6 protein-coding genes and 1 pseudogene are annotated in these 25,638 nt (G+C 46.3%); 1 reads left to right on the plus strand and 6 read right to left on the minus strand.

All coding sequences use genetic code 11. The annotated features are described in order from the left end of the window. Window positions 1-37: 37 nt before the first annotated feature. The 4 genes and pseudogenes from QP775_RS05555 to QP775_RS05570 all read right to left on the minus strand — a co-directional run. Window positions 38-4,984 (minus strand): annotated as a pseudogene (locus tag QP775_RS05555) (SDR family NAD(P)-dependent oxidoreductase); the annotation flags it as partial. A gap of 60 nt (window positions 4,985-5,044) precedes the next feature. After that, the gene (gene fabD, locus QP775_RS05560; protein ID WP_285104309.1) at window positions 5,045-8,431 is read right to left on the minus strand and encodes an ACP S-malonyltransferase; all 3,387 of its coding nucleotides are present in this window, start codon (window positions 8,429-8,431) and stop codon (window positions 5,045-5,047) included. 89 nt (window positions 8,432-8,520) lie between these two features. Beyond that, window positions 8,521-9,336 carry a hotdog family protein gene (locus QP775_RS05565; protein ID WP_285104312.1) on the minus strand — a complete coding sequence of 272 codons (816 nt, stop codon included), beginning with the start codon at window positions 9,334-9,336 and terminating at the stop codon, window positions 8,521-8,523. A gap of 16 nt (window positions 9,337-9,352) precedes the next feature. Beyond that, window positions 9,353-20,275 carry an SDR family NAD(P)-dependent oxidoreductase gene (locus tag QP775_RS05570; RefSeq protein WP_483311990.1) on the minus strand — a complete coding sequence of 3,641 codons (10,923 nt, stop codon included), beginning with the start codon at window positions 20,273-20,275 and terminating at the stop codon, window positions 9,353-9,355. A gap of 954 nt (window positions 20,276-21,229) precedes the next feature. Between QP775_RS05570 and QP775_RS05575 the strand changes: the two genes are divergently transcribed. Further along, window positions 21,230-21,928, plus strand: a complete 699-nt coding sequence (locus QP775_RS05575; protein WP_285104316.1) for a DUF4386 domain-containing protein — start codon at window positions 21,230-21,232, stop codon at window positions 21,926-21,928. Window positions 21,929-22,114: 186 nt separating this feature from the next. Here the strand turns inward: QP775_RS05575 and QP775_RS05580 are convergent, their stop codons facing one another. Then, window positions 22,115-22,717 (minus strand): class I SAM-dependent methyltransferase, encoded by a 603-nt coding sequence (locus QP775_RS05580; protein WP_285104318.1) that lies wholly within the window; start codon window positions 22,715-22,717, stop codon window positions 22,115-22,117. Between the two features lie 36 nt (window positions 22,718-22,753). Beyond that, on the minus strand, window positions 22,754-25,369 hold the full coding sequence (ppsA, locus tag QP775_RS05585; protein WP_285104320.1) for a phosphoenolpyruvate synthase: 2,616 nt from the start codon (window positions 25,367-25,369) through the stop codon (window positions 22,754-22,756). Window positions 25,370-25,638 lie beyond the last annotated feature (269 nt).

Consider the following 25,638-nt stretch of genomic DNA (forward strand, 5'->3'; position numbering starts at 1 on the left):
CCAGCGCATCTTCATACTCGCTGACTAAATATTCAATAAAGCTTCGAATTGCCGGAAATTCAAAAAAGATCGTAGGTGTCAGTTCCAGCTTATAGGCTTCGTTCAATTTGTTTGCGAGCTCCGTTAGCATAATGGAATCAAAGCCGTGTTCGCCAAATTCGGCATCCACATCGATATCCTCGAACTTCACTTTTAAAATGCCAGAGACAATATGCAGTATTGCAGTTAATACTTTTCCCATAAGCAACCGCTTATTTGTGATTTTATCGCCTGATTCCGTTATGATGTGTTCAGATTCCGAGCTCTTCTCAGCAACTGTAGTGTACCTGTTTGCTGCCGATTCAACCTCAGCACGTATCGCAAACCCTTGTGTTCTCAGCTTTCGCATATCTCCGTGAGCTGCAGCTATCTGATGGTTGCCTAACGCGATTCCTGCATACAAAAGACGAATTCCCGTTCGCGTATTCATGGGAAGCATTCCGGTTCTGAGCGCCAACGACTTCTCGCTCTGTGCATCTATTCTCATGCCGCCTTCTTTCCACAGGGGCCAATTGATCGACAACGTATGACCATGACGCCGGCCGGCAGTAACTAGCTCACTCCGATACTTTGCATATCGATCCATGAATGAATTTGCCATTGCATAATCTGCCTGACCCGGATTGCCAAGCACGGCTGTTACGGATGAGAACAGAATGAAGAAATCTAAGGGAATGTTTTTGCTTGCTTTGTCCAAATGAACGAGTCCCAATACTTTAGGAGCAAGCACATCCTCTGTTTCAGCGGCACTTTTCTGAAGAATAAATCGGTCCTGGATAATGCCTGCTCCATGAACAATACCGTTTAATCCTCCATAATCGTCCTGAATATCGCGGATCAGATTGAATACCACTTGACGATCGGTTACGTCGGCCTGCCGATATTCAACCTTCGCACCCAACGCTGCCAGTGCCCTCAGCTTCATCTGCTTCTCGTCTGTCAGCAGTGAACGACCTGTGAGAATCAGAACCGCATCTTTCACCTGACGCGCAGCTTCTTCGGCAAAGATATGACCCAGTCCACCCGTCCCACCAGTAATTAAATAAATCCCTCTGTCTTTCCAAGGGTGAGCCAGATTTTGCTCTGCTACTTCCCTTTCGATCCAGCCTGCTGTCAAGCGTTTGCCCTCGAAATAACGTATATGGACTTCCGCCGGATAGTGTTTGCTTTCGAACAATTGGTCCGTCAGAACAGATGCTGCTTCATCGGGATCCACTTCTAGCAGTTGTCCAATAAGCTTTGGATGCTCAAGGCGCGCAGTATGCAGCAATCCGGCTAGTCCAGCAAACAGCTGCCGTTCGCCGTGATTAGGAATGACTAGCTGAAGCAAGACATGCTTATCAGGTCTTGATCGAATCAATGACTGGATCTGTTCAAGCACTTGAAGGCCATAGCATTGAAAGCGCTCCTCTATAGCACTTTCTTCCACTGTCTTGTGCAGACGAATACAGACAGTGTCGGCATGCTGCGCCATTTGTTCCTGCCATGCTTCCTGTCCCTCGCACAGCAAGACGACATGAAGGCCGTATTCTGGCACCGCTGTCGGATGGTCAATCCTTTGCTCCTGCCAGCAAGGCTGAAGCATGATCGTCCCCGTCGTTCTCTCTGATTCCGACGCACTTCCATCTCCATTCAGCACCCTGGAGGTAAACCCGTTCATGCGCACGCACATGCTGCCTGTATCCTCATCGTATATCTCGATATCCAGCTTCTGTACGCGATCGACCGGGCTGCTGCCTGCACTATAGCGGACATGCGCCCACATCGAAGATGTGCACGGCGCGAACACTTCAAGTTCTTCCAGCGCGAACGGCAGTGAAGGTCGCTGTCCGTCCGGCGATTCCGCTGACAGCCCCGATGTCAACGCAACCGAAGCTTGCAAAGCAGCGTCCATTAAGCTCGGATGCAGCACATAATGATGTTGGCTATCGGCTAAATGTGACGGCAGTGACAGCTTCGCCAGCGCTTGCTGTGTTCCAGCGCAGACATACTCAATCGCTTGATGGCTTGCTCCATACATAAGCCCGAACTTGTGTAACGTTTCATAAAATTGTGCGGACGTAAACCGAGTTAATCCTTCCTGCGCCTCTACTTGCTGTCGTGTTATGCTTGTTATTTTTTTTTCTATATTGCTAATAACGGCCCTGCCTTGACTGAATATGAACCGTTCTTCTTTTCCATCCGCTTCCTTATATACTTCAAAACATATTTCACCGTTGTCTTCCAGGTATAATCGGATATGAACTTGTATAGGCGTATCTTCGACACGAATAGGGCTCTTCCAGACGATATGTTTCAGTTTGACAGCGGCGCTTTCATCAATCCCAGCAGCTTGCTCAACCGCCGCTCGTGCCATCTCCAGATAGGCTACACCGGGCAGTATTCTGCTGTCGTTGACGACATGATCACGCAAGAAAAACTCTTCTCCCGAAAAAATCGAGCTGTAACGCTGCTCCGCAAAATTCGAAGTATTACGATGCAGCATCGGGTGAAGGACAGTCGCCATTTTGAGACAAGGGTCTTTCTTCTCACAGCTAAATCCTGGTAATTCAACCGCTAATGGAATCCAATATCGCTCTCTTGCAAAAGGATATGTAGGAAGCGAAACTCGCTTCGGCCGGCTGCCTGCATAAAGTAAGCCCCATTCGATATCAATGCCGGAAACCCACAGCTTAGCGAGTTTATCGACTTTCCCTTGTTTCCAAATCGATTGGAGAAATGATTTTCCTTCCTCTCCTTCGACCAATACCCCGATGCCGGATCGATTTTTGTTGACTCTTCCTCGGTGCAATCTTTCGTTGTTCTTGTTTCCATTCAAATAATCCGACCAACTATCTTTTAATTCCTTTAGTGTCGTGACAATGACAGCGAGTCTTTCTTGCATCGATTCGCGCCCTGATTGCAAGGTGTAGGCGATGTCAGACAGAGGTTCATTTGTCGTATCCAAATAGGCAAGCATATTCTTTACATAGGCGTCGAGACACTCCTCGTTCTTGGCTGACAATACAATGACTTGAGTACCAGCATCATTGCTTATTTGCCTTTGCCGGCGGTGGGCGATTTCGGAATACTCTTCCAACACCACGTGAGCATTGACGCCGCCAAACCCAAACGAGCTCACACCTGCACGTCGCGGGATGTCCCTTCCAGGCTTATCCCACTCCTTTGATTCATTCAAGATATAGAACGGACTGTCTTGCAACTCGATATATGGATTGAGCTGCCCACCGTGAAGATTGGCCGGAAGCTTGCCGTGCTTCATGCATAACAGCACCTTGAGCAATCCCGCAATGCCAGCGGCAGGTTCCAGGTGACCCATATTTGACTTCACCGCTCCAAGCGCGCAATGGGGCTGTTCTGCGGGCAATCTGCCCCATTCCCGATACAACTCATCGAATGCCTTTTTCAGCCCGTTAATTTCTATCGGATCGCCAAGCGGTGTTCCTGTTCCATGGGTTTCGATGTATCCGACGGTAGCGGGATCGATGCCGGATTTCCGCCAGGCATCGACAATTAAGCTCGCCTGCGCATTCGGACTCGGCGTCGTCAGTGAATTGGCGTATCCGCCGTGATTGATAGACGTTGCACGGATGACGGCATAGATATGGTCGCCATCATCCTGCGCCTTCCGCAGCGGCTTTAACAGCACGGCCCCGCTGCCTTCGCTTCTGACATAACCGTTAGCCTGCTGGTCGAACGTCTTGCACCGTCCATCTTCGGACAGCATGCCTGCCTTGCTAAGCGCAATGTATAAATTCGGACTGGCGATGACATTGATGCCGCCCGCAATTGCTTGATCGCAATCGCCGCTCCGGATCGCTTCGATAGCTCGATGAACAGCTACTAAGGACGCGGAGCAAGCAGTATCCACCGGTTCGCTAGGCCCGTGAAAATTAAGTAAATACGAGATGCGGTTGCAAAGAATCGATTGGAACACACCGGTTGGCGTATGAGCCTGAACCTCCACATTATGTTGATTTAGCAGGTCATAATAATCGGAGCTTCCGACCCCGACGAATAATCCGGTCTTGCTGCCCGATAAGTCCGAGGCTTTATAGCCCGCATCCTCAATCGCCTTCCATACTGTCTCTAAATAAATTCTTTGTCGCGGGTCCATAAGCTCCGCCTCACGGGGAGAAATGCCAAAAAAAGAGGCATCGAATGTATCTGCCTCTTTCATGAATCCGCCCCACTTCACATTCGTAACATTCGATTGTTTAACGGGGTCACCGAAGTAGTCCTTCCAGTCCCATCGTGCCAGAGGAATCTCGGTAATGAGGTTATTGCCAGCTATCAGATGATCCCACCATTGATTTAGGTTATCCGATTGCGGCATTACGCCTGCAATACCAACAATGGCAATGGGATCCAGCCCTGTGCAGTCGTCTGCATCAATACATTCTGGCCGAATTCGTTCCGCTTCAAATGATGGGTTGCACAAAGGTCGTTGGGGATCGGCTGCTAAATTATCCGCATTTTTATACATCTGGGCAGGGGTCATGCTGCGCTTGGATTGATCAAGCAAATAGCTGCATAACGAACGGAAAGTGATATGCTCATAAAATACGGGCGGGGAAATCTCCAAATTGTAATACGAATTGATACGGTTTATGAATTCTGTAATCGTAATCGAGTCAAAGCCATATTCGCTTTTGTCTGCATCGAGATCGAGATTGTTCCTGTCTACAATCAAAACTGCCGAAGCGATGCCAATAATGTTCTGACATATACTGTCTAAACAAGGATGATCCTTCACTTGCGGCGTCCATTCCTCACTGTAAATGTGACGCTCAGGTGTCTCCGCTCCTACAGTCGTTTCAGCAACATGCTCGTTTACCCGTCGCTTAATTGCTTGAATGATCCTAAACCCTTCCTCTGAAGACATCTGTCCATCCCTCACCATATGCAGGACTTGCTCGATCCTCATCCAGTTATCCATCATCATAGGCCCTCCGTTTGCTTATACTGCCTGTTCAAGAACAACCATGTATATCAATAATCTCGATTAGTGAATCAGGGATCGGTGCAAACTTCGGGTCCTCCGGTTCAAGACATCGGCCGTCTCAGTCATTAATTTTACCGCGATCTCATCGACATGACGATTGCGCCAGTGTTCAAACGATGTACCTTTTACCCATTGATTAAATGCCCCCAATGCAGGACCGCAGTGAATCTGATAATCAACTTGGCAGCCTGGTGTACCCTGTAAAGCAATACGTGTCGAGTAAACAAAATACCATTTGAATATTAAAGCCATCTTGTGCTTCGGATTTTGTTCCGCCTTTTCGATTTCCTGGGCGGAATGATGTGCTTTAACTTTCTGGTACACTTCCTCAAAGCTCATCTTGAAGTATTTCTCTTGAAGCTGTTGTTTCTCTTTTTCGGGAATTTCATCGATTGCGTTATATTGGCGGTACAGCTCATGTAGTTTATTTGCTCTGGCGGGGAAAAACACCCCTTTGCGCAAAACCTGGACCTTCGCTCCCATTTCAAACATATCTCCCGCCGGGGCATAGGCCGTATCCTGAATATTCATCTGCAGCAGCAAATCTTTGACAGCATCGCTGGTTCCTGCCTCTACCGTGCACTGATTAATCGAGCCCGTTACAATAAAATCAGCACCCAAGATAAAGGCAGCTGCAGCGGCTGCAGGCATCCCAATTCCACCTGCGGCGCCGATCCCCACTTTTTGACGATACCCATACTTTCTGCAGATCTCGTCACGAAGCATTAGAATCGCTGGCAGCAAAACATTGGCTGCTCCTCCGTCGGTATGTCCGCCTGAATCCGCTTCCAGACATAAGTCGTCTGCCATTGGCACTTGCCGCAGCAGGTTTGCTTGTTCTCTCGTTATTTTGTGCTGGTCGATGAGACGTTCCACCATATATTCAGGTGCTGGACTTAAGAAGATTTCCGCTACTTCCGGTCTGGAGACTTTGCCGATGATTCTATGTTTGATCGAGACACTTCCGTCCAAATTGCTGGATAGTCCCATGGCTCTATATTTAATAAGTGATGGGGTAATCGTCATGTAAGCGGACGCTTCGATCAGATTCACACCGTATCTCATATAGAGATCGACGTTACTTTCCTCCCTTTCCGGGTGATACGGACTATGCAGTAAATTCATGCCATAGGTTTGCCCTTGATACAGCTCTCTTTGTATGTACTGAATGTCTCGTTCTACTTCATCCAACTTCATTCCCCCGGTGCCAAGGAAGCCCATCATGCCTGACTTTCCCATTCGAACCACTAGCTCCTTGGAAGCAATTCCTTTGTACATGCCCCCTGTCAAATAAGCATATTTAAGATTGTAAGTTTTCCTGAACTGTTCAGACCCCAGTGATTCTGCCGTAATCCCGTATGCGAGTGAATGAGGCACTGTCGCCTCTTCATTGATAAAATGCTTTATCACTGCTGGAACCTTGGCCTGTATGCCAACCTCTTGATAAGCTTCACCATTTAGCTCATCACGATTATTTTGAGTATGCGGAGCTGGATACTCTATGATCGGCTGACATGCTTGCTCCAAGTCAATGACAATCGGTTCGGCTTCCTGACGAATTTTGCTGGTCAGACCGGACAATACAATACCGGGACCTATTTCTTTAATCTCAATAGATGCAAAGCCCATGAGCACTTGAACGATTTCGCACCATTTAACGGAATGCGTAATTTGTTTAATCAAATTTAATTTGAGTTCAGATGGCCGGTATGGTCGGGCAGTGACATTAGCAATGACGGGAATTTTTGGAGCCATAAACTCGAAAGATTCAATATACTGCTCGAACTGATCTCTCGCCTCCGCCATATAGCGCGAATGAAAAGCCCCACTTACTTTTAATGGGATGTATCTCGCCCCTTTAATTTGCTCAAACACTGGCTGAGCTCGTTCAATGTCTTCTTTCCTACCTGCAATTACGATTTGTTTGGGTGAATTGTAGTTTGCGATGTCAATGAAATCCAACTGGGGATGCTGTTTGAGCACGCGGCTGACCGTCTCGCCGTCTAAGCCGATTACAGCTGCCATTCCGCCACCCGCAGCGCGACTCATCAGCTCCCCCCTTTTTTTCACCAGCTTCAGTCCGGTAGGGAAATCAAAAGCACCCGCTGCAAATAAAGCATTATACTCACCCAAGCTATGTCCTGCAAGCAGATCGGGTTTGACCCCTGAGTCCTCTTTCGCTTTCAAAAACATCAATGCATTTACGGTATAAAGAGCAGGCTGGGTGTAGTCCGTCTGATTCAATTTCCCTTGCGGATCTTGCAGGCACAACTCTTTTATCGAATAACCGAGTATTTCATCCGCTTGGTTCGTAATTTCAGGAAATCGATCGAACAATTCCCCTCCCATTCCTTTCCCTTGAGATCCTTGTCCCGGAAACACATAAGCAAGCATCGGTTTCTCCTCCTTGGTCACCGTAACCTTGTTCTTGCTTGAATACTGGGCCACTATACGGCTTACATTTGACGTCTCATGCTGAAAAGGCGTTAGCACAGGCAGAATGATTTCAGTCTCAGCGCTGTTTATCGAGCGTTTCATCAGGGCAGCAAGTGTTCCCGAAGGACCCAAGTCCAAATAAACGCCACGCCTTATATGTTTCTGCAGAAAAGAGATTGCGTTGGTAAACAGAATCGGCATACGCACGGCTTTCCATAAATAGTCCTGCTCCAATTGATCGATCTGTCTGCCATAAACGCTTGATATAAATGGAATTTGTGGATTCTGAAACTTAAATCTTCTTAAAAAGCCGATATACTCAGCTTCCGCCGGATCGAGCATGGAAGAATGAAAGCCTTGGGTAACAGGAATATTCTGGCATAAAATACCTTGAGCCTTGACATGTTGCTCTACTTTTTTTATTGATTCTCGAGCTCCCGCTACAACAAAATGGGCCTCGTTATTGATTGAGCCGATTTCACAAATCTCGCGCAGAACAGAGTCGGAGTTGTACCATGCGCGATCATGTAATATCGCAAGCATACTGCCTGGTAAACACAAAGATTCCAATTGTATTGCTTGAACGGCAATCGCATGGAGCGCGTCTTCAACACTAATAACTCCAGCTGCTACCGCTGCGGCAAATTCCCCCAGACTCGACCCAACCACAATGTCAGGCTGCAATCCGCTCGTTTTCAACAATTCGGTCAAGGCATGCTCCACCATAAAAATAGCGCAATGTGTGTACAGGGTGCGATCGAAGGGTGTGCTGCGGCTTTTTTCTGGATGGTACAGCTCGTTCAGTATCGATTCGCCAATCCATTCTTGTAATTGGTTATCCATACGCTGCATGTGCGATCGAAATATTGCATCCTCTTGAAACAACGTCCGTCCCATCTGATAGTATTGTGATCCCTGACCCGAATACATAAATATGATAGGTTGTCTCACCATTATTGCTCCTTCTTACGCCAGCTTCCTTCATCATGAAATAGCTTCCAGTCTCAGCAAGCGACTATACTTCTTGAGGCGATCTTATATTAAGCCTGTGCTGTGCTCCAATAATGAACAAGCTCCGAAATCTTGCTTCCATTGGAAGCAAAAAACTCGAGCGTCGTGAGATGCAGCTTAGGTTTGCGTTCTACCGGCTTGGCGATTCTAATCCAGCATTCCTTGTCCATTGTCCTAGCTGCACGGAAGGATTCGCAATACAGTGGTATGAACAGTTTCTGCTCCCCATTCATTGCTTGCGGGAACCATACTCCGCTCCCGATAATCGCGCCTTCAATCAGTGCAGGATGGAACATGAACCCGGTCGCACCGGGGAGTGCTTCTTTCCCCAGCACAACCTTCAAGCAGCATTCACCGTTCTCTCCTTCATATCTTATCCCTTCCACAAGCATAATTCCTTCATGAAACAAGTTCTGCTGGCGACATTTTTCGTAATATGCAGCTAGGCGCTCTTCCTGGTTGGTTTCAAGTTGAATGCGGGCAATATCCAATCTTTCATGAAACACCAAGCTCTCACGCATATACATTCGCGCCGTGATCAACAACTGACGCTCATTAAGCCGTTTTCCACTTGGTTCTTCTTCGCTTTCAATTCGAATGTCCCAAGATCCCGCTTCTATCTCTCGGGATTGAATACATAACAGAACATCCTTGTCATTTCTGATGAGAAATGGGGCATAGACGGTAAGATTGCGGAGCTCAAGCCGTGTAAAATCATATCCCTGCTCGCGAAACAACTGGAAGATGAGATCAAAATACGAGCTAACGGGAAGCGAGCCTTGCCCTTCATACTTATGATGTTTGACAATCGGATGGTCCATTCGAATTAGAAACTGTTCTTTCATGAAGGCACCTCATTCCTTACATCTGTCTCCATACATTGCCTCCGCTCCACACAGATCGAGCGGAATTCTGGCAGCGAATATCTTTGGGCTGCAGCAAAGGAAGTGGCTTCGGAGACCTTATATTCATCCTTTGTAGCGCCTCTTCCAAGTCCCCAATAATTACATGGGCGTTAGTTCCCCCATCTCCAAAGCAATTGACGGCTGCAATACGAGCTTCCATGTTCCATGGAGCCGTATCACGGCAAAATTTGAATGGGCTGCCGCTCAGGTCAAAGTGCGTTAACGTTCCTTCTCCGGATAGGAAAGGTACATGCTGTCGATGATGAAGCATTAATACTACTTTTATAAAGCCCGCAATACCTTCGGCAAAAAGAGGGTGTCCGATATTCGGTTTCATGGACCCGAGACCGAGCGGCGCCGAAGAGTCGGAACGGTAAGCCGAATATATGGTCTTCAACTCCAGAATATCTGTCGCGATTGTGCCCGAACCATTTGTCTCGATATAAGAGACTTGCTCTGGCCGCAAACCGCTTTTGGTCAATGCTGCTTCCAGGACATGCTGTTGTCCTTCTAGATTGGGGATAGATATACCAGCCGTTCTGCCATTATTATTGATCGCTATTCCTTTGATAACCCCGTAAATTCGATCCCCATCTCTAAGCGCCTGCTCCACTGTCTTCAGCAGCACCAAGCCTGCGCCCTCACCGGGAATGACTCCCGAAGCTCGGTTATCGAATAGATGGAACTGGGGCTGTTCGTTCAAAATGCCGCGCAGCTTGAACATTCGGTGGGTGGCATCAGTTGACAGCAGGTTAGCGCCACCTACGACGGCGGCCTCAATGTCTCCGCCTTGAAGTGCCTGCACGGCCATATTCATCGCAACCAGAGCTGATGAGCATGCAGTATCCACTACGGCACTCGGTCCCCGCAGATCAAAAAATTGCGATATGTTGGCCGCTAAATAGTTTTGCCCGACGGCAAGAATAGGGTTGGCTGCGCTAAGCAGATCCAGTTCACTCTGCATGTAGTTGCTGCGGGCACCGAGATATACGCCGATCGCTCGGCCTTTGACCTCCTCATAATCGTATCCCGCCTGATGCCATAGCTTAAGGGCTTCCTCCAACAGAAGCAGAGCTTGCGGGTCCATCACCTTCGCGTCTTGTTCGGAAATTCGGAAGAAAGACGTATCAAACTTGGTGATATCGTCAAGCAGCCCCGCATAGTAGTTCGTCGAATACTCCCAGCGTGAATAGGGTACTTGACGGATTACGGATCGTCCTTCGGTCAACAGCTTCCAGTACTGCTCAGGCGAATCCGCTCCAGGTAGCCGGCAGCTCATGCCTACGACTGCAATATCCGAGCTTCTATGCGCCTGCTTGTCCTGTATCCAAGAGACTGCTTGCCCATGCTCACAAGCAGCATCCGATTGCAAAAACTGACCAGCTGTCTCGAGGGCTTGTGCCATCTTAGCCGGCATAGAAGCATCGTTGTGTAATGTGATCAACACAGCATTCAGTGCATCCTTATAGCTTCGTTCCAAGTAGCTCGCCAGTGCTCTAATGGTGTGATACTCCATCAAGAGAGACGGATCGAGCTGCTGCTCTAGAGTCTGTCCGATCTTTTGCAGCAGCTGTGCTTGAATGATGGAGTCTATTCCATATTCATGAATCTCTGTGTCCGTATCGAGAAGAGACGGATCCATCTTTAATTCCTTGGCAAACAAACCAACGAGCCAAATCTCGGCTGAACGTCCCTCTCCATTACCGATCCCCTGTTTCCATGACAGGTTCTCCATGATAGTCCGTGTATTGGCTTGTCCCCTACCGCTGACTGCTTTTATTTCAGGGGGTGAGCAAAGTTTGGCAGCTGGCCTGCCACGATCCGCTCTGTCTAGCTGCAATAGTGTCGTTGGTTTCCAAACTGCTGGATTGACGATAGCCGGCATAAGGACCGGTCCGATTTTTTTAGCAAGCACATAGTCCAGAAATTCGAGACCCTCCTGATTCGTGATGGGGACAAGGCCCGTTAGATCATATGCCTTGTTCCGAATTTCCCCCATGCCTGTTTCCTGCCAACTCGGCCACTGCAAGCTGACGATGGGCAGTTCCTTACTTCTCGCTGCGGCGACATAGTCCATATAGGTGTTGCCGACTGCATAGTCGCTCAATCCCGCTGCCAACGAAGGAAGCAGAGCTGACACAGAAGAGAATGCTACAAAAAATTGCAAAGGTTCTTCCCGAAAACAGGAAATTAAATGATTAATACCTGTTATTTTCGGCTCCAGCACTTGGTTGATCCCGTTCATGGTTTTGCGGATGAACGCTGGATTGTCCTTATCCAGCGAGCCTGCACAATGCAGCACGCCCCCGACAGGACCAAAGCGCTGATGAATTTGCTGCAAGCTCTGTGCGAGTGCCCGCGCATCTGAAAGCGGAACAGATAACACTTCCACTGCTGCTCCATCCTCTTCCAGCGCTAAAATGGCCCGAATTTTTCGAGCGGCGGAGGTATGCTGCTCGGTATACATATTCCATTGCTCTCGCGGAGGCAGACTCTCACGCCCAGTCAATACCAGACGCTTGACACCGTAGTGTTTGACAAAATGCTGGGCACATAAAAGTCCGATACCTCTCGTTCCTCCCGTAATCCACAGCACGTGATGCTCGGGGAAAGACAAGCGCTCCCCTTGAAGCCCACCTTTTTCTCGTTCACGAAGCACAGGACGGTAGCGTCGGGAATTTCGATAACAGATTTCCATTTCACCGCTATCCGCCAAATATTCCTGCACGATCAGTCGAGCAAGTGTCGTCTCGTCACTCGATCCCTCTATATCCAAATGTCTTGAACGCAAGTGGGAATACTCACATTGCAGCATGCGGTACAACCCTGCTCGCATTGCTCCTGTCAAATTGACTTCATCGTGATCACCAAACCGTTCAAGGTCTTGAGTAACGCCCAGAAGCATCAGCCCCTCCCGATGTTTCTGGTCAATCAAGAGCTGCAGCCACCGCATCCAATCGGACGAATCATGACAATCCTGTGTGCAGCCCGCTAGATCGATCAGCCCGTCAAAAGCAGACCAATCGAATTCTTCTGACACATGACGCACATCAAACAATCGACTGTGGGGTAGAAGATTCGCAAGCTCTGCGGACAGTGCGCGCAACTCCGGCGTCGCCAGAATGGCCACCATGCCGTGCGCACGGCGAGGTGATCTAATCTCGCACAGCTCCCATTCTTTTGTGACAAACACCTTCTGTCGCATCGGATCAGATTGATGTAGAGCTAATTCATTTATCGTATTGGGAGACGCTCCATAAAGTGGCTGCTGCGGAAGCGATCCGCATTCCGTCGGAAATCGGTATCTCTCCTTGGCGAAAGGATAGCCAGGCAGTGAAATACGCCGCGGTTGGTAATTCATAAACAGGAATCGCCAATCGATGGACATCCCTTTCACCCATAAGCCGAGAAGCTTGTCGTATTTCTTTTTGGCGGACCATGACTTGATGACAATCTGCATATCCTCATCATGGGTTAGAAGACTCAAAGCTTCTTTGTATTCTTTAGCCTGTCCCCGGTATACGGAGCCCCCTTTGCTGCCAGTCAAAAAGTCTTGCAGCTTCGAAGTCAGTTCTTGAAGCGATCCAGCAAGTAAAGCTAACCGCTCCTCCATCGGTTCCCGGCCAGTCAGCAAAGTAAATGAGATGGCGGGAAGGTCGGCGTCCGTATATAGGCCACTGTAAATGGCCTCCACCAGTTGTTTTGCCTGCATTTGCAGGCGGTCGGTATGTTTGGCTGAGAGCAGGAAAATAAACGAAGTCCCCATTATATCAAGCTTCGGCTTCGTGTCCTCTGCCATGTATTCACAGACAATCGCATGGGCATTTGCTCCCCCGGCACCGAATGACGAAATGCCCGCGATACGAGGGATTTGCTTTATCTCACCATCAATCTTTATGTCCGGCCGCTTCCAATCGCTAAGTTCACGTGAAACGATGAATGGAGTATTGGCAAAATCAATATTTGGGTTTAGCGGGTCCGAATGGAGAGACGGTGCGATCTGCTTGTGCTTAAGCTGCAGCAGGACTTTAGTCAAGCCGGCAATACCTGCACTGGCTTCCAAATGGCCGATATTCGACTTAAGGGAGCCGATCGCACAGAACTGCTTGTCCTTCGTATATTTGGCAAATGCATGCGTCAAACCACTAATCTCAATGGGGTCTCCAAGCGCCGTTCCGGTGCCGTGAGCCTCAATGTAACTTATCTTCCGCGGGTCCATATTCGAGCGCTCCAGCGTTTTCAGGATGACGCCTGCTTGCTCGGTTGGATTCGGTACAGTATAGCCGTTGGTCTTCCCACCATGGTTCACCGCGGTCGCTTTGATAACTCCATAGATATGATCGCCATCTTTGATCGCGTTTTCCAATCGTTTCAGAAGGACCGCGCCTACGCCTTCTCCAGGAACATAACCGTCACCATCGGCGCCGAAGCTCCGGCACTTGCCGTCTGTCGACAGAAATCTGTATTGACTCAAAAACAAGTACTTGCCCGCACCAATTGATACATTAACGCCGCCTGCAATGGCGATGCTGCTTTCATCCGTTATAAGGCTTTGACAAGCTAAGTGGAGAGCTGTGAGCGAAGCCGAACAAGCTGTATCCACGGTTAAGCTCGGACCATTGAAGTTGCAGAAATAGGAGACTCGATTGGCAATACTGTACAAGTATCCACTAGGACTTACGTGCTCGCCATGTGACTGTGCTATTGCTGCAAGCTCCTGATAAGGCTGCCACATCGCACCCACAAACACGCCTACCGTGTCATCGGAAAGACTTTGTCTCGTATACCCTGCATCTTCAAGCGCATGCCAAACGACTTCCAGAAATAATCGTTCCTGCGGATCCATCAATTCAGCTTCGCGTGGGGGAATGTTAAAGAACATCGGATCGAATTCATCAACGTCTTGCAGGAAGCTGCCCCACTTGCTATACAGTTTGCCGTGCTGCTTATCGGGATTGTAATAATGCGAACGATCAAAGCGATCGAGCGGGATCTCTTCGGTACAATCCCTGCCGGACCGAAGATTGTCCCAGAATTCAGCGAGCGATTCCGCTTGTGGATAGCGCCCAGCCAGTCCAATAATCGCAATATCGCGCGAAGCCGGAGCATGCCTTTCGGCATGGGCCACAGCAAGTGCCTCAGGCTTTATGGTCACTTGTGAGATGACTTCACCTTCTGCCAACGGATTGTCGCATACATCCACGACAAGATTGCTTATTTCTGGAGAGGATTCTGGCGGAGCAATTAGGTCACTTGGTGTCTCTGTGGGGATGAGCAGCTTATCGCGCAGCATATCTGCATGCTCGTCTACGAAGTAGTCGATTAATTCTGCTAAATTACGATATTCGAAAAACAGCGTTTTGGACAAGCCGGCATCAAACGCATCCTCAAGCTGTTTGTTCAACTCCAGAATCAAGATGGAGTTGATGCCGTATGACTCGAATGGCTCGTCTGGCACGATCATTGTCTCCTCTAGTCCTATTGAATCCGCCACGAGCTTACGAAGGAATTGTGCCGCATGTTCCTTTAGCATCTCTGCTCCAATCTGACCATCAATTGGTAATTCAGATTCCTTCATGTTCCCTTTCCCCTGACCTGACTTTATCGCAAGTCCATCCTGCATGTCTTTCCCAACTCGCAACTCGTCCAAAATTCTTTCATCCGTCTGCTGCGCAGCTGATTTATCGTACTTTACCACTTTAATCGAAAAGTTGGTCAAGCGTGCTGCCACAACCCCGTCTTCCCCACATACCTTCAGATTAAATTTTTTGATATCCGGATTATCTTTTGTTTTAAGGTTCATCTCGCAATACACATGACATTGGCGAGGGATTATACCTATCATCTCCACACAATCGATGCCTACAGGAATAAAGTCGCGATCATCATCGCCATGATAGCGATTGTTTATCAAAGCTGTCTGAAACACGCCGGTTAACATGGTCGGATGGAGCAGGTAATCATCATATGTTCCATCGATGTTCTCCGGGAGCTTTAGTGTTGACAAAGCCTCACTCTCACTTAACACGATTTCTTGCATCGGCATAAAGCTTTCCCCAACGATAAGACCTTCGGCATGAATTTGCTGATACACCTGTTCCCGTGTCCAGCTTGTCGTGCATCGCTGTCTGATTGCTATCAAATCAAGGAATTCATTGTTTACTGCTGACGAATCAAACTCGGCATATTGCAGTTCTCCTGTTGCATGAACAACGGATTCCGATTGCTCCATACTGTATATTTCATAAGTAGTACGGCTGCCTTTTTGCATCAATTGAATATAGACATCAAAAGGCTCTCCTGCCGAGGAAAGCTGCTTGGCCCAATAGCAGTTGAGCAGTTTGTTCACCTTCTTGGTCGGCAGTAACAGTGCCCCAGCTTGCCTTGCCATTTCCGCATAGCAGGCGCCCGGTACGTTATACTTGTTATCCACAACATGATCCAGCTGATAAAACTCCGTATTGTCGTACCGACGCTGAAACAAGGATCGATCCCGTTGAACCGTATGCAGATCGATGAGCCCAGTACTCCGATAGAGCGGAGCTAAGGCTCCAAGCTTGCCGTACTGTTCAGCAATCGTTGCACGATGCTTGTCCTGCAGCAGGAAATCTACAATTTGCTGCGGCGTCCCATATTCAAAGAGTAGAGTCGGCTTAAAATCAACGCCTAGACTCTCGGTAATTAGCTTGGAAATAGTCAACAATGACATCGAATCGACTCCCAGTTCATGCAGTGGCTGTTTCGCACCGATCTCATCGAACGGCAGGTGCAGCACTTGCGCTAGGATCGTAAATAAGTCGCGTGTAACCAAGTGAGTAAAATCAAGTTTCTGCTCTGTTTTGTTGTCTTGAAAAATTCCAAAATGACGGTTAATTTTTATCTGATCCCCTTCAATGCCGACTATGTGTGAATAACCTTTACGACGTGCCAACCCAAGTGCTTCTTCGAACAGCTGCAAGCCACGACTCGCTGCAAGCGGCTGCATTCCAAACACGTTCCAGAGATGTTCCCGCTCTTCCGGTTCCACCTGCATCCCGCCGTTTGCCCAAAGCGGCCAATTAATGGAAATCGTGAGACCACTTCGCTGCCGAGATGCTACGAGCTGACGGCGATAGTTTGCATACCCATCCATAAAGCTGTTGCCGGAGGCATAGTCGCCTTGTCCTTGGTTTGGCATCAATGCCGCTATAGACGAGAACATAACGAAAAAGTCCAATTCATCACCAGCCGTAGCGCGATCAAGATGAATCGTGCCTGCTAGTTTTGGCCTTACTACATTTTCAAACGAATCGGCGGTTTTACGCAGAATAAAACCATCATCGATCATGCCGCCTCCGTGCAATACGCCATCAATCTTACCGTATTTCAAACGAATCATTTGTACTGTCTCTGTGACCTGAGCTTCGTTCCCTAAATCCACCGGGATATATTCGCCCGTGCTGCCCAAGCGCTCCAACTGAGCAAGCTGTGCTTTAATCTGTTCCGTTAGCGGTCTGCGGCCAAGCAGAACGATCGATGCCTGTTGGGTCTCTGCTAAGTAGGAAGAAAAAATGCGGCCGAGTCCGCCTGCCCCGCCTGCAATGAGATAAACTCCGCCACGTTTTAGAAGCGTCTTCTCTGGCATTGAATCGCCCTGTATTGCAGACATGATTCGTGCATGCCGCAAGCCGGATTCATACTTTACTTCATGCAGCGGAGCCTCGGATGATGTGAACAACTCCTCTAAAAGCGCGTGGCCGCAGCTGTTGAAGCTCTGGTCAAAGGTTACAATCTCTAGCCGGAGGCGCGGATATTCATATTTCAGTGTACGGGCAAACCCGCCAGCAGATAGCAGCGCGGGCAATTGTTTCTCACGCACAAGTTCACTGGCATAGACCATTTTAATCGCCTGTTTGAACTTAGACTTGATTACGACTTGTGCCAATAAGAGCAGCATTTTTAAATCTTCCGCACCAGGACTCTCCGCCGGCACAATCATTTGCCGCAGCGGAAATCCGCTTTCTTTCAGTGCAAGAAATGCCTCCAGACAGGCCTCGTGGTCATGGGGCTTAATTTTCAAATGCAGAAATGGAACTTTGTCGGCAAGCTCCGTCAACATCTGCTCTTCCAACTGCTCAGAACCGTTCACGAGAAGTAATCCTTTTACTTCTACTTCCGGAGCACATACTTCCTGACGCCAATCAGATGTATAGAACAGCATGGGCTGCACCGTTGGAATCTCTAATATCTTTTGAGTTTGGATAGATGTTAAAGGTCTTTTCGTGAAATTTTTCACTATACCAAGCACATGTCCTTGCTCATCGCAATAATATAGATCGAACCGGAGCGATCCCTTTTTATTTCCTTCATGCTGCTTTACATAATAGAACCTGACCGTTTCCAAGGTGCTGTAGAATTGGAATGTTTCCGCAAAGTACGGCACATATTGCGCTTGTGAAGCCGTTTGATTACTTACGCTTAAGCCCACCGCAGCTTGGAGGGCACCGTCAAGCAGTCCTGCTCGAATTCGTTCCGAACTTGATGTGACTATCTCGGCAAGTGCCTCTCCGCGAGAATAACGGAGTTTGCCTATTACCCGGAATGAATCCCCGTAACCCAAGCCATGTTCGAAAAAAAGATCATACAGCTCATCCTGCACTAGTTCCGTTACGCAGCGCTCCCGAATGGCCTGCAAATCAATTCGTTTATCTGTCATATCAGCGTTGCCGGCAAGCATCATGCCTTGGCAATTCTGGTCGTTGCCAGTATGAAACTGCACAAATTCCCCGTTTCCCCTCGCTTCGACAGTCAGTTCCACATTACGTGATTCCTTTTCTAATACGAGTGGCTTCAACCAATATATATCTGCAAAGGTCCAGACAGCTCCTGCTTTCTGTTCCAAGGTTCGTGCAATCAAGTCAAGATACCCTACTCCAGGCATTACCTTTTGTCCATGTACGAGATGATCCTGCACGAGCGGATCGCGATTCGAAATGGTGAGCCGAATCGGTGCTACTGGGTATACAGAAGTAACGACAGACGATCCAAATGATGGTTCCTCATCCACTGCCCTTGTCTTTACTGAGTCTGAATCAGCAGGCGCAACTGATTTCTGTTCAAACCAACAAGGAATGCGCTCGAACAGATACCCTGGAAGCACAATGCGGCGACCGTCGTAGATTTCCTCTGCCCATGCAAGCGGTTCGCCCCTTACCCACTGCTCTGCGAGCATTGACGGACTATCCGTTTTGTTAGGAACGATTAGAGCTTTGTCCTTTTTCACTACAGCAATGCCATGAACACATCCTGTCGTGTCCCCGCGTAAGAACCGTTCCAACTCGTTTAGAACCTGCGTCGTAGACTCTGCAATAACAGCCAGGCGTTCCTCGAATTCATCTCGTCCGAACATGAGTGTAAATGCCAAATCATCCAAGCTTACCGCTTGTCCAGCCTTACTTCGCAAAAAGGTCACAAGCTGCTGGACCGTCGCCTGAAGTCGCCCTTTTTTTGCAGAAAGCAGGATCATTCGTTCACGGCTTGTCCCCTTTCTACGCTGTTTTAAGGGAGGTGATGGCTCCTCCAATATCACATGCGCATTGACTCCACCCATGCCAAATCCGCTCACTCCAGCTTGTCGTGACAGCGTCTTGCCATTGATCCGGCGTCTCTTCCATGTTGTTGGAGCGGTAACCAGAAAGAACGGTGATTGCACGAGCGATATGTAAGGATTTGTTTCTTTATGGTTGAATAAGCCAGGCAGTAACCCATGCTGCATTGCGAGCAGCACTTTAAAGATTGAAGCCATGCCTGCCGCGCTTTCCAAATGTCCGATATACGTCTTCACCGATCCTAATCCGCAGCTGTTCTCATCAGGTTCAAATCCCTTTTCTTCAAAATACTGTGTATATGCTTTCTTCAATGCGTTGATTTCGATCGGGTCTCCTAGAGGTGTGCCCGTCCCATGTGCTTCGATGTAAGAAATATTTCTGGGATCAACATTGGCATGCCGTAGAGCGCTGTAGACGACCTCTGATTGAGCATCCACGCTCGGTGCTGTCAGGAAATTAGAGCGTCCCCCATGGTTGATCGCTGATGATTTAATAATGCCTAGAACGTTATCACGATCCTTTCGTGCTTGAGTGAGCGGCTTGAGGAACATCGCTGCCACACCTTCTCCCCTAACATATCCATCTGCAGAAGTATCGAATGTCTTACATTGACCATCCGCTGACAGCATCCCAGACTTGGCGTGGGAAATATACATGCGTGGACTCAGCAGCGCATTAACCCCGCCGACGATCGCCGCCTCACATTCTCCTTCCCGGATATCCCGACATGCATGGTGCAGTGCGACTAGCGAGCTGGAACATGCGGTATCGATCGCTTCACTCGGTCCCCGAAAATTAAAAAAATGGGACACACGATTTGCCAAAATTGAATGTACAGTCCCAGTAGAAACAAATGCACTAATATCTTCGGTGTTAAGCAGCTCCGCATAATCATTTTTTGAAACTCCGGCATAGACGCCGACCTTCTTGCCAGACAGGCTGTTCGCCCGGTAACCGGCGTTTTCGATTACCTGCCATACCGTTTCCAGAAAGATGCGGTGCTGCGGATCTATATAGTTCGCTTCTTTAGGTGAAATGCCAAAAAAGAGTGGATCAAACTTGTTAATATCGGCAATAAATCCGCCCCATTTGCTGTTTGTCTTGTTCTTTTCCTTTTGCGGATCGCCGTATACATCCTGCCAGTTCCAGCGCTCGTTCGGAATCAGAGTAATACTATTGATGCCTGACTGCAGATTTTCCCAAAACTCCTGAACACTAGCCGCTCCCGGAAAACGACCAGCAATTCCGATGATGGCTATGTCTTGCTTCGGCGTCATAGTCATTTCTCTCACTCCACTTTTATTAGTTTGTGAACACAAAAAAAGAGGAGAATCTCCTCTTTCTTCATCATCTAATATTCATTTATTAAGGGCAGACCCTTCCCAGGTCGTCTGTAATCAATTACACACTACAATACAAACAACTATGTCCCACACCGGCTTTTTAACGTACCGCAGCATCGATTAAAAATCCCAGTGTGTTCACAAAAACGGGCATTGGGGTGTCTATTAACGCTCTAGGTGTTGTGTTCAGGTTGATGAAGAGATATCAGATCTGCTACCACATTCATGTCGTTAAATGAAATACGTCAAATTGAAAATTCACCTGATGTTGAATGTGTCGTATAGAAGTTTGTTGAAGCAGGAGGTTAGCGATAATTCTCATTAACACTAACAGTTAAAAGTGCGGGAAATCTAGTATTATTATCCATCAATATCCGCCAAAAGTAAATATCTGCGATGCTGTAATAACACTATTTATGAATTCTTTACGGCAAATCTATGAATAGTCGTTGAACTTATTAATCTAACTATCCATTATGTTTACATATAATTAACATGCTGATTTATAACACTGCGAAAGAACATAACACATCATAAATTCATAAAAACATAACATCTCTAAGGACGTTGTGTTGTGAAGAACCATCAAAAGAAAGAACACTAAAATAAACCATTGGTCAAATTATAAGGGGACAGTATATGGATGAGAAATACCAGCAGCAGGGTGAGTTTGGACTGATGGATCATAGCGAGGACGACGGGAAACATTCGCCAATAAGATATTGTTCAAAACGTAAACAGGTGATGCCAATTCATGTACTAAAGGCAGTTTCAGCCCCGTAAAGTAAAAATAAAAAGCTACTATATCGATTCGGAACAGGGATCATTTTTTTGCAGCAGCTGGGGCTTCAATTGCAGGTTCTGAAAATGCCGCAAAGGTTAGGTACAATAAGGAGGTTAAGTATGTTGACGAAGCGTGCAAAACCGGGTAAAAGGTCTGCCTTAATTACGGGAGTGTTATTATTAGTCGGGTTGCTTACAGGTATATTTAGTGTTGTTCCTGTTATAGATGGAGCAGGCTATCTTGTTAAATCTTCTTTAAATGAAAACCAAGTGATAACAGGTTCATTTTTCCAGTTGTTAATGATTGCTGCCTATGTAGGTATTCCTATTTTGATGTATCCGATTTTAAGCACGTATAATAAAGGTTTAGCTCTTGGATCTGTTGCTTTCGGCATCATTGCGGGTGTGTTCATTATTATTGGTGTAATCATTCTTCTGCTGCTATTGACATTAAGCCATGAATTTGCAAAAGTTGGAACTCTGAATGAGTCGTATTTTCAGACCCTTGGTGGATTGTTACGGGAAGGCCGTGATTTGGTGAACCATGTGGCAACGACACTGACATTCGTTTTAGCTATGTTCTTGTATAACTGCATATTTTACCAAACCAAATTGGTTCCACGTTGGTTGTCAGTTTCGGGCCTTATCGGGTCTACATTGTCCGTCTTGGCAAGCTTATTATTTATGATTCGGTTCATCGGTCTGGATGAAGCCTATATGATATTGAACATTCCGATAGCCTTTCAACAATTGGTTTTGGCTATATGGCTAATCATTAAAGGATTCAATCGGCCGACACAGGATTCTGTATCTTACTGATAAACATATCGTTGTTAGAAATGAATGAGCCGTTTCACCACATATTCCGCCGTTATTTATGGTACGGTTCTCCGCGCTATCCATAGCGGAAAGTTTAAAGGCCGCCCTTCACGGGTGGCCTTTTGCTGATCTCGTTATCTTAATCGTTTCACGTATCTAGTTACGGGATAATTTCCGCCCACAAGTTTACTTTTGAGCATCAAGAATAAACATAGATGCATCTTGTCCCATGAATATTTTACTTCCATGATAAAAAGTTTTGGATTGAATATTTTTGTACCCTATTTTAGTCATAATGTCAGTTAGTTTTGCTTGATTAAATCCATTATGAACAATATCTGATACTACTTTTTCATTTTTATTAAAATCTACGATTAGCACATGTCCCCCTTCATTGAGAACATCAAATAGTTTTGATAAAACGAATTCAACATCATTAATATGGAGCAAAACCTGAACCATAAAAATATAGTCAGCACGCAAATCCGATAATACGCCCTTTTCAAAATCAAAGCATAATGTATCTACATTCTGAATATTAAAATCAGAAATTTTTTGCTTTATTTGATTAATCATGTTTTGTGAAGTATCCAGAAAAAGTATAGAATTAAAATCGTTTAACAAGTTCATGCCGACAAGACCAGTTCCACACCCAAAATCAATCGCTTTCTTACGATTAGCATCAACTACATACTCACGAATGGCATCCGATGATACCTTTGCAATATGAATTCTTTCAGAAGTGTCATAACTATGAGCTATCATTTCAAACTTATCTGTATTTCCCATTATTATCTCTCCAATCTGCGGTAACCACCCTATTATCTATATTATTTCGATATACCCTTCTGTTCCATGCACGCGAATTCGCTGCCCATCTTTTATTAGTTTGGTAGCATTCTCCACTCCGACAATTGCAGGCAAGCCATATTCACGTGCGATTACGGCTCCATGGGTCATCAGTCCACCAACTTCTGTGACTAGTCCTTTTATGGATACAAACAATGGTGTCCAGCTAGGATCAGTAAACGCGGTGACTAATATATCCCCATCCGCCAGATCAGCATCTTCCATGTTTAAGATGACACGCGCTCGTCCCTCTATAACTCCGGAAGAAACAGGTAGACCTACAATCGCTTCGGCTGGGAGATTTTCTCGCTTGTACTCACCTGCAATGATTTCACCATCAGACGTGATAACACGTGGTGGGGTTAGTTTTACATATAATTTGTACTCGTCTTCTCGTTTGCTGATGATCTGGTGATCTAGTTTATTGGTGCGTACGACTTCTTGAAGTTCTTCAAAAGTGAGAAAATATATATCTTCTTGTTTATGAATAACGCCCGCTTGAACGAGTTGTTCGGCTTCTTTCAATAGAGCCCGCTTGTATGCGAAGTAGCGATTAACCATACTATACTTTGGATATTCCCTATACCCGCTGAAGTTACGGATCAGATCGATCATTTGTTTTGTTTCAATGGCTTTTTGTTCACCAGCTGGTAATTGCTTCAATCGCTCTAATAACTCTTGTTCTTTTTGTGCAGCTTCCTGTAGCCCTTGCTCAAATTTTCGATCACCAGCATTTGGCTCATGGTTTTTGATATTACTAAGAATCATGGGGATCAGTGTAGTTGGCTTTTCGCTCCAACGAGTTTTAGTTATATCGATTTCTCCGCTACATCGCATCCCGTATTTATTGAGATAAGCATAGATAGCGGCTTGCGTTTCCTGGCCACCGTCAAACGCAACCAGTTCGTCCAAAAAGTTATCGTCTTTTACATGTTGTAAATAATAGATGATTTCTGGATAAGGACGAATCACATCTGCGACATTCAATAGCGCCAGACCCATTTCCGAAGTAATATTGCTTTGTACAGATTGAGAAATCGTATCTGCTGCGTTTTTTTCACCTAACCACTTGTTCATGTTTTCATTGATCCATGTTGAAGCATCCATAGCCGCCATAATTATACCCAAGCTTTGTGGGTCAAACAAAATCTTCTTTAATTGCTGAATATCTTCTAGAATAAAATCAAATAAATCTGATCCTGATTTCGTTTGGATGTTTTGTATTAGCTCTTCTATCGAAACTTGACTACTCTTAATCAGTTCAGAAACAATTGTTGGATCATTTTCGATTTGTGCTTGAAAACCCGCAGGCGACTTACGTTTATTGATATTACTGAGACGTGGTTCTTTTTTATCATTTGATACCGATTTTATAAAATCTCCTCGCTCTATTAGAGTCACAAGTGCGTCTTTAATGAGCGGATCCGATTGTCCCAGGGAATTCAATAAATTGTCTCGGCTATCAGGTGAAGCCAACATAGGTGTAACATCAACAAATAACCTTCCACCAGCTTTAAACCTGGCTCCAAAAGATGTTAACTGAAATATAGACATTCCTAATGGTTTCAAGGGTTCGGTCATCATTTGTTGATGACCGACTGATACGTAGACGTGACCTTCTTGATCATTCGCTTCAGGGATTGGATATAAAGTCGTGATTGGCCGGCTCTGGACAATATAAAAGGTATCATCAACCAAACACCACTCAATATCTTGCGGACAATCAAAATAAGCTTCGATCTGTCTTCCAATGCGTGCCAACTGTAATATTTGTGGCTCCGTAAGTGTTTGAGTCGTCTGCTGATCAGGATCGATCTGCTTTGTCTCAGTACCGCCTTCTTTTCGGCCATAGATAGCCAATTTTTTAGTTGCTATCCTCTTATCAACGATTTTACCTTCCTGTACTTTATAACAATCGGCAGATACCAAGCCAGCGACCAATGCTTCTCCAAGTCCATAACTGGCATCGATTGAAAGCAGCTTCCGGTTAGAAGTAATCGGATCGGCGGTAAATAAAATTCCTGAAGCCTGTGGGAAAACCATTCTTTGAACGATTACGGATAAATTCACTTGACTGTGATCAAATCCATTTTGCATACGGTAGATTACTGCGCGATCCGTAAATAGGGACGCCCAACACTTGCTGATATGCTGCATGATTGCTTTTTTGCCGATGATATTTAAATAGGAGTCTTGTTGACCAGCAAAAGAGGCATGAGGCAAATCTTCAGCAGTCGCACTAGAACGCACTGCGTAAGCATGTTCTTCTCCTAACCGGGAGAGATAATGAGTAACTGCATCCATAACATCGGAAGGAAGTTCTACTTCCATTATGATTTGTCGAATTTGCCTGCTGATTTCACCAATCTCATTTCGATCTTCTGCTTTCAGTATGGTTAGTCGATTGAGCAAAGCGTAATACGCTTCGTTTTGTTCGAGAGCTCTTTGATATCCCATTGTTGTAACACAAAATCCTTCTGGTACTTTTATTCCTTTAATTTTTGACAATCCCCCCAGATTTAAACCTTTTCCGCCAACGAGCAATAGCTGCGTTTTATCTATTTCTTGAAGATCGAGCACCAAAGAACTCATTCAACATCTCTCCTAACCATTAAATTGAGAAAAACATTTGACATGAGTTTACCAGCATGATATAATTAGATTGTAAAATGCATTAATTATGTCTTATTTATTTTTAAAATCGTGATTTGATTATAACATTGTGTATGTTGATATGCAATATTAAAGAACCTGATTAAACGATCCAGGTTCTTTTTTTATTTCTCGCTATCTTAAGTCACATTAAACGATGGATAGAGTCTAACTCTATTTATTCGAAGTTTGCAATCTAATTTTTAACC

The organism is Paenibacillus sp. UMB4589-SE434 (assembly GCF_030226685.1).
Taxonomy (GTDB): Bacteria; Bacillota; Bacilli; order Paenibacillales; family Paenibacillaceae; genus Paenibacillus_B.

Bases quoted from the DNA above. Each gene is read 5' to 3' on its own strand.
- QP775_RS05565 (WP_285104312.1), bottom strand. From the start codon at position 9,336: ATGAAAGAACAGTTTCTAATTCGAATGGACCATCCGATTGTCAAACAT.
- QP775_RS05580 (WP_285104318.1), bottom strand. From the start codon at position 22,717: ATGGGAAATACAGATAAGTTTGAAATGATAGCTCATAGTTATGACACT.
- QP775_RS05575 (WP_285104316.1), top strand. From the start codon at position 21,230: ATGTTGACGAAGCGTGCAAAACCGGGTAAAAGGTCTGCCTTAATTACG.
- ppsA (WP_285104320.1), bottom strand. From the start codon at position 25,369: ATGAGTTCTTTGGTGCTCGATCTTCAAGAAATAGATAAAACGCAGCTA.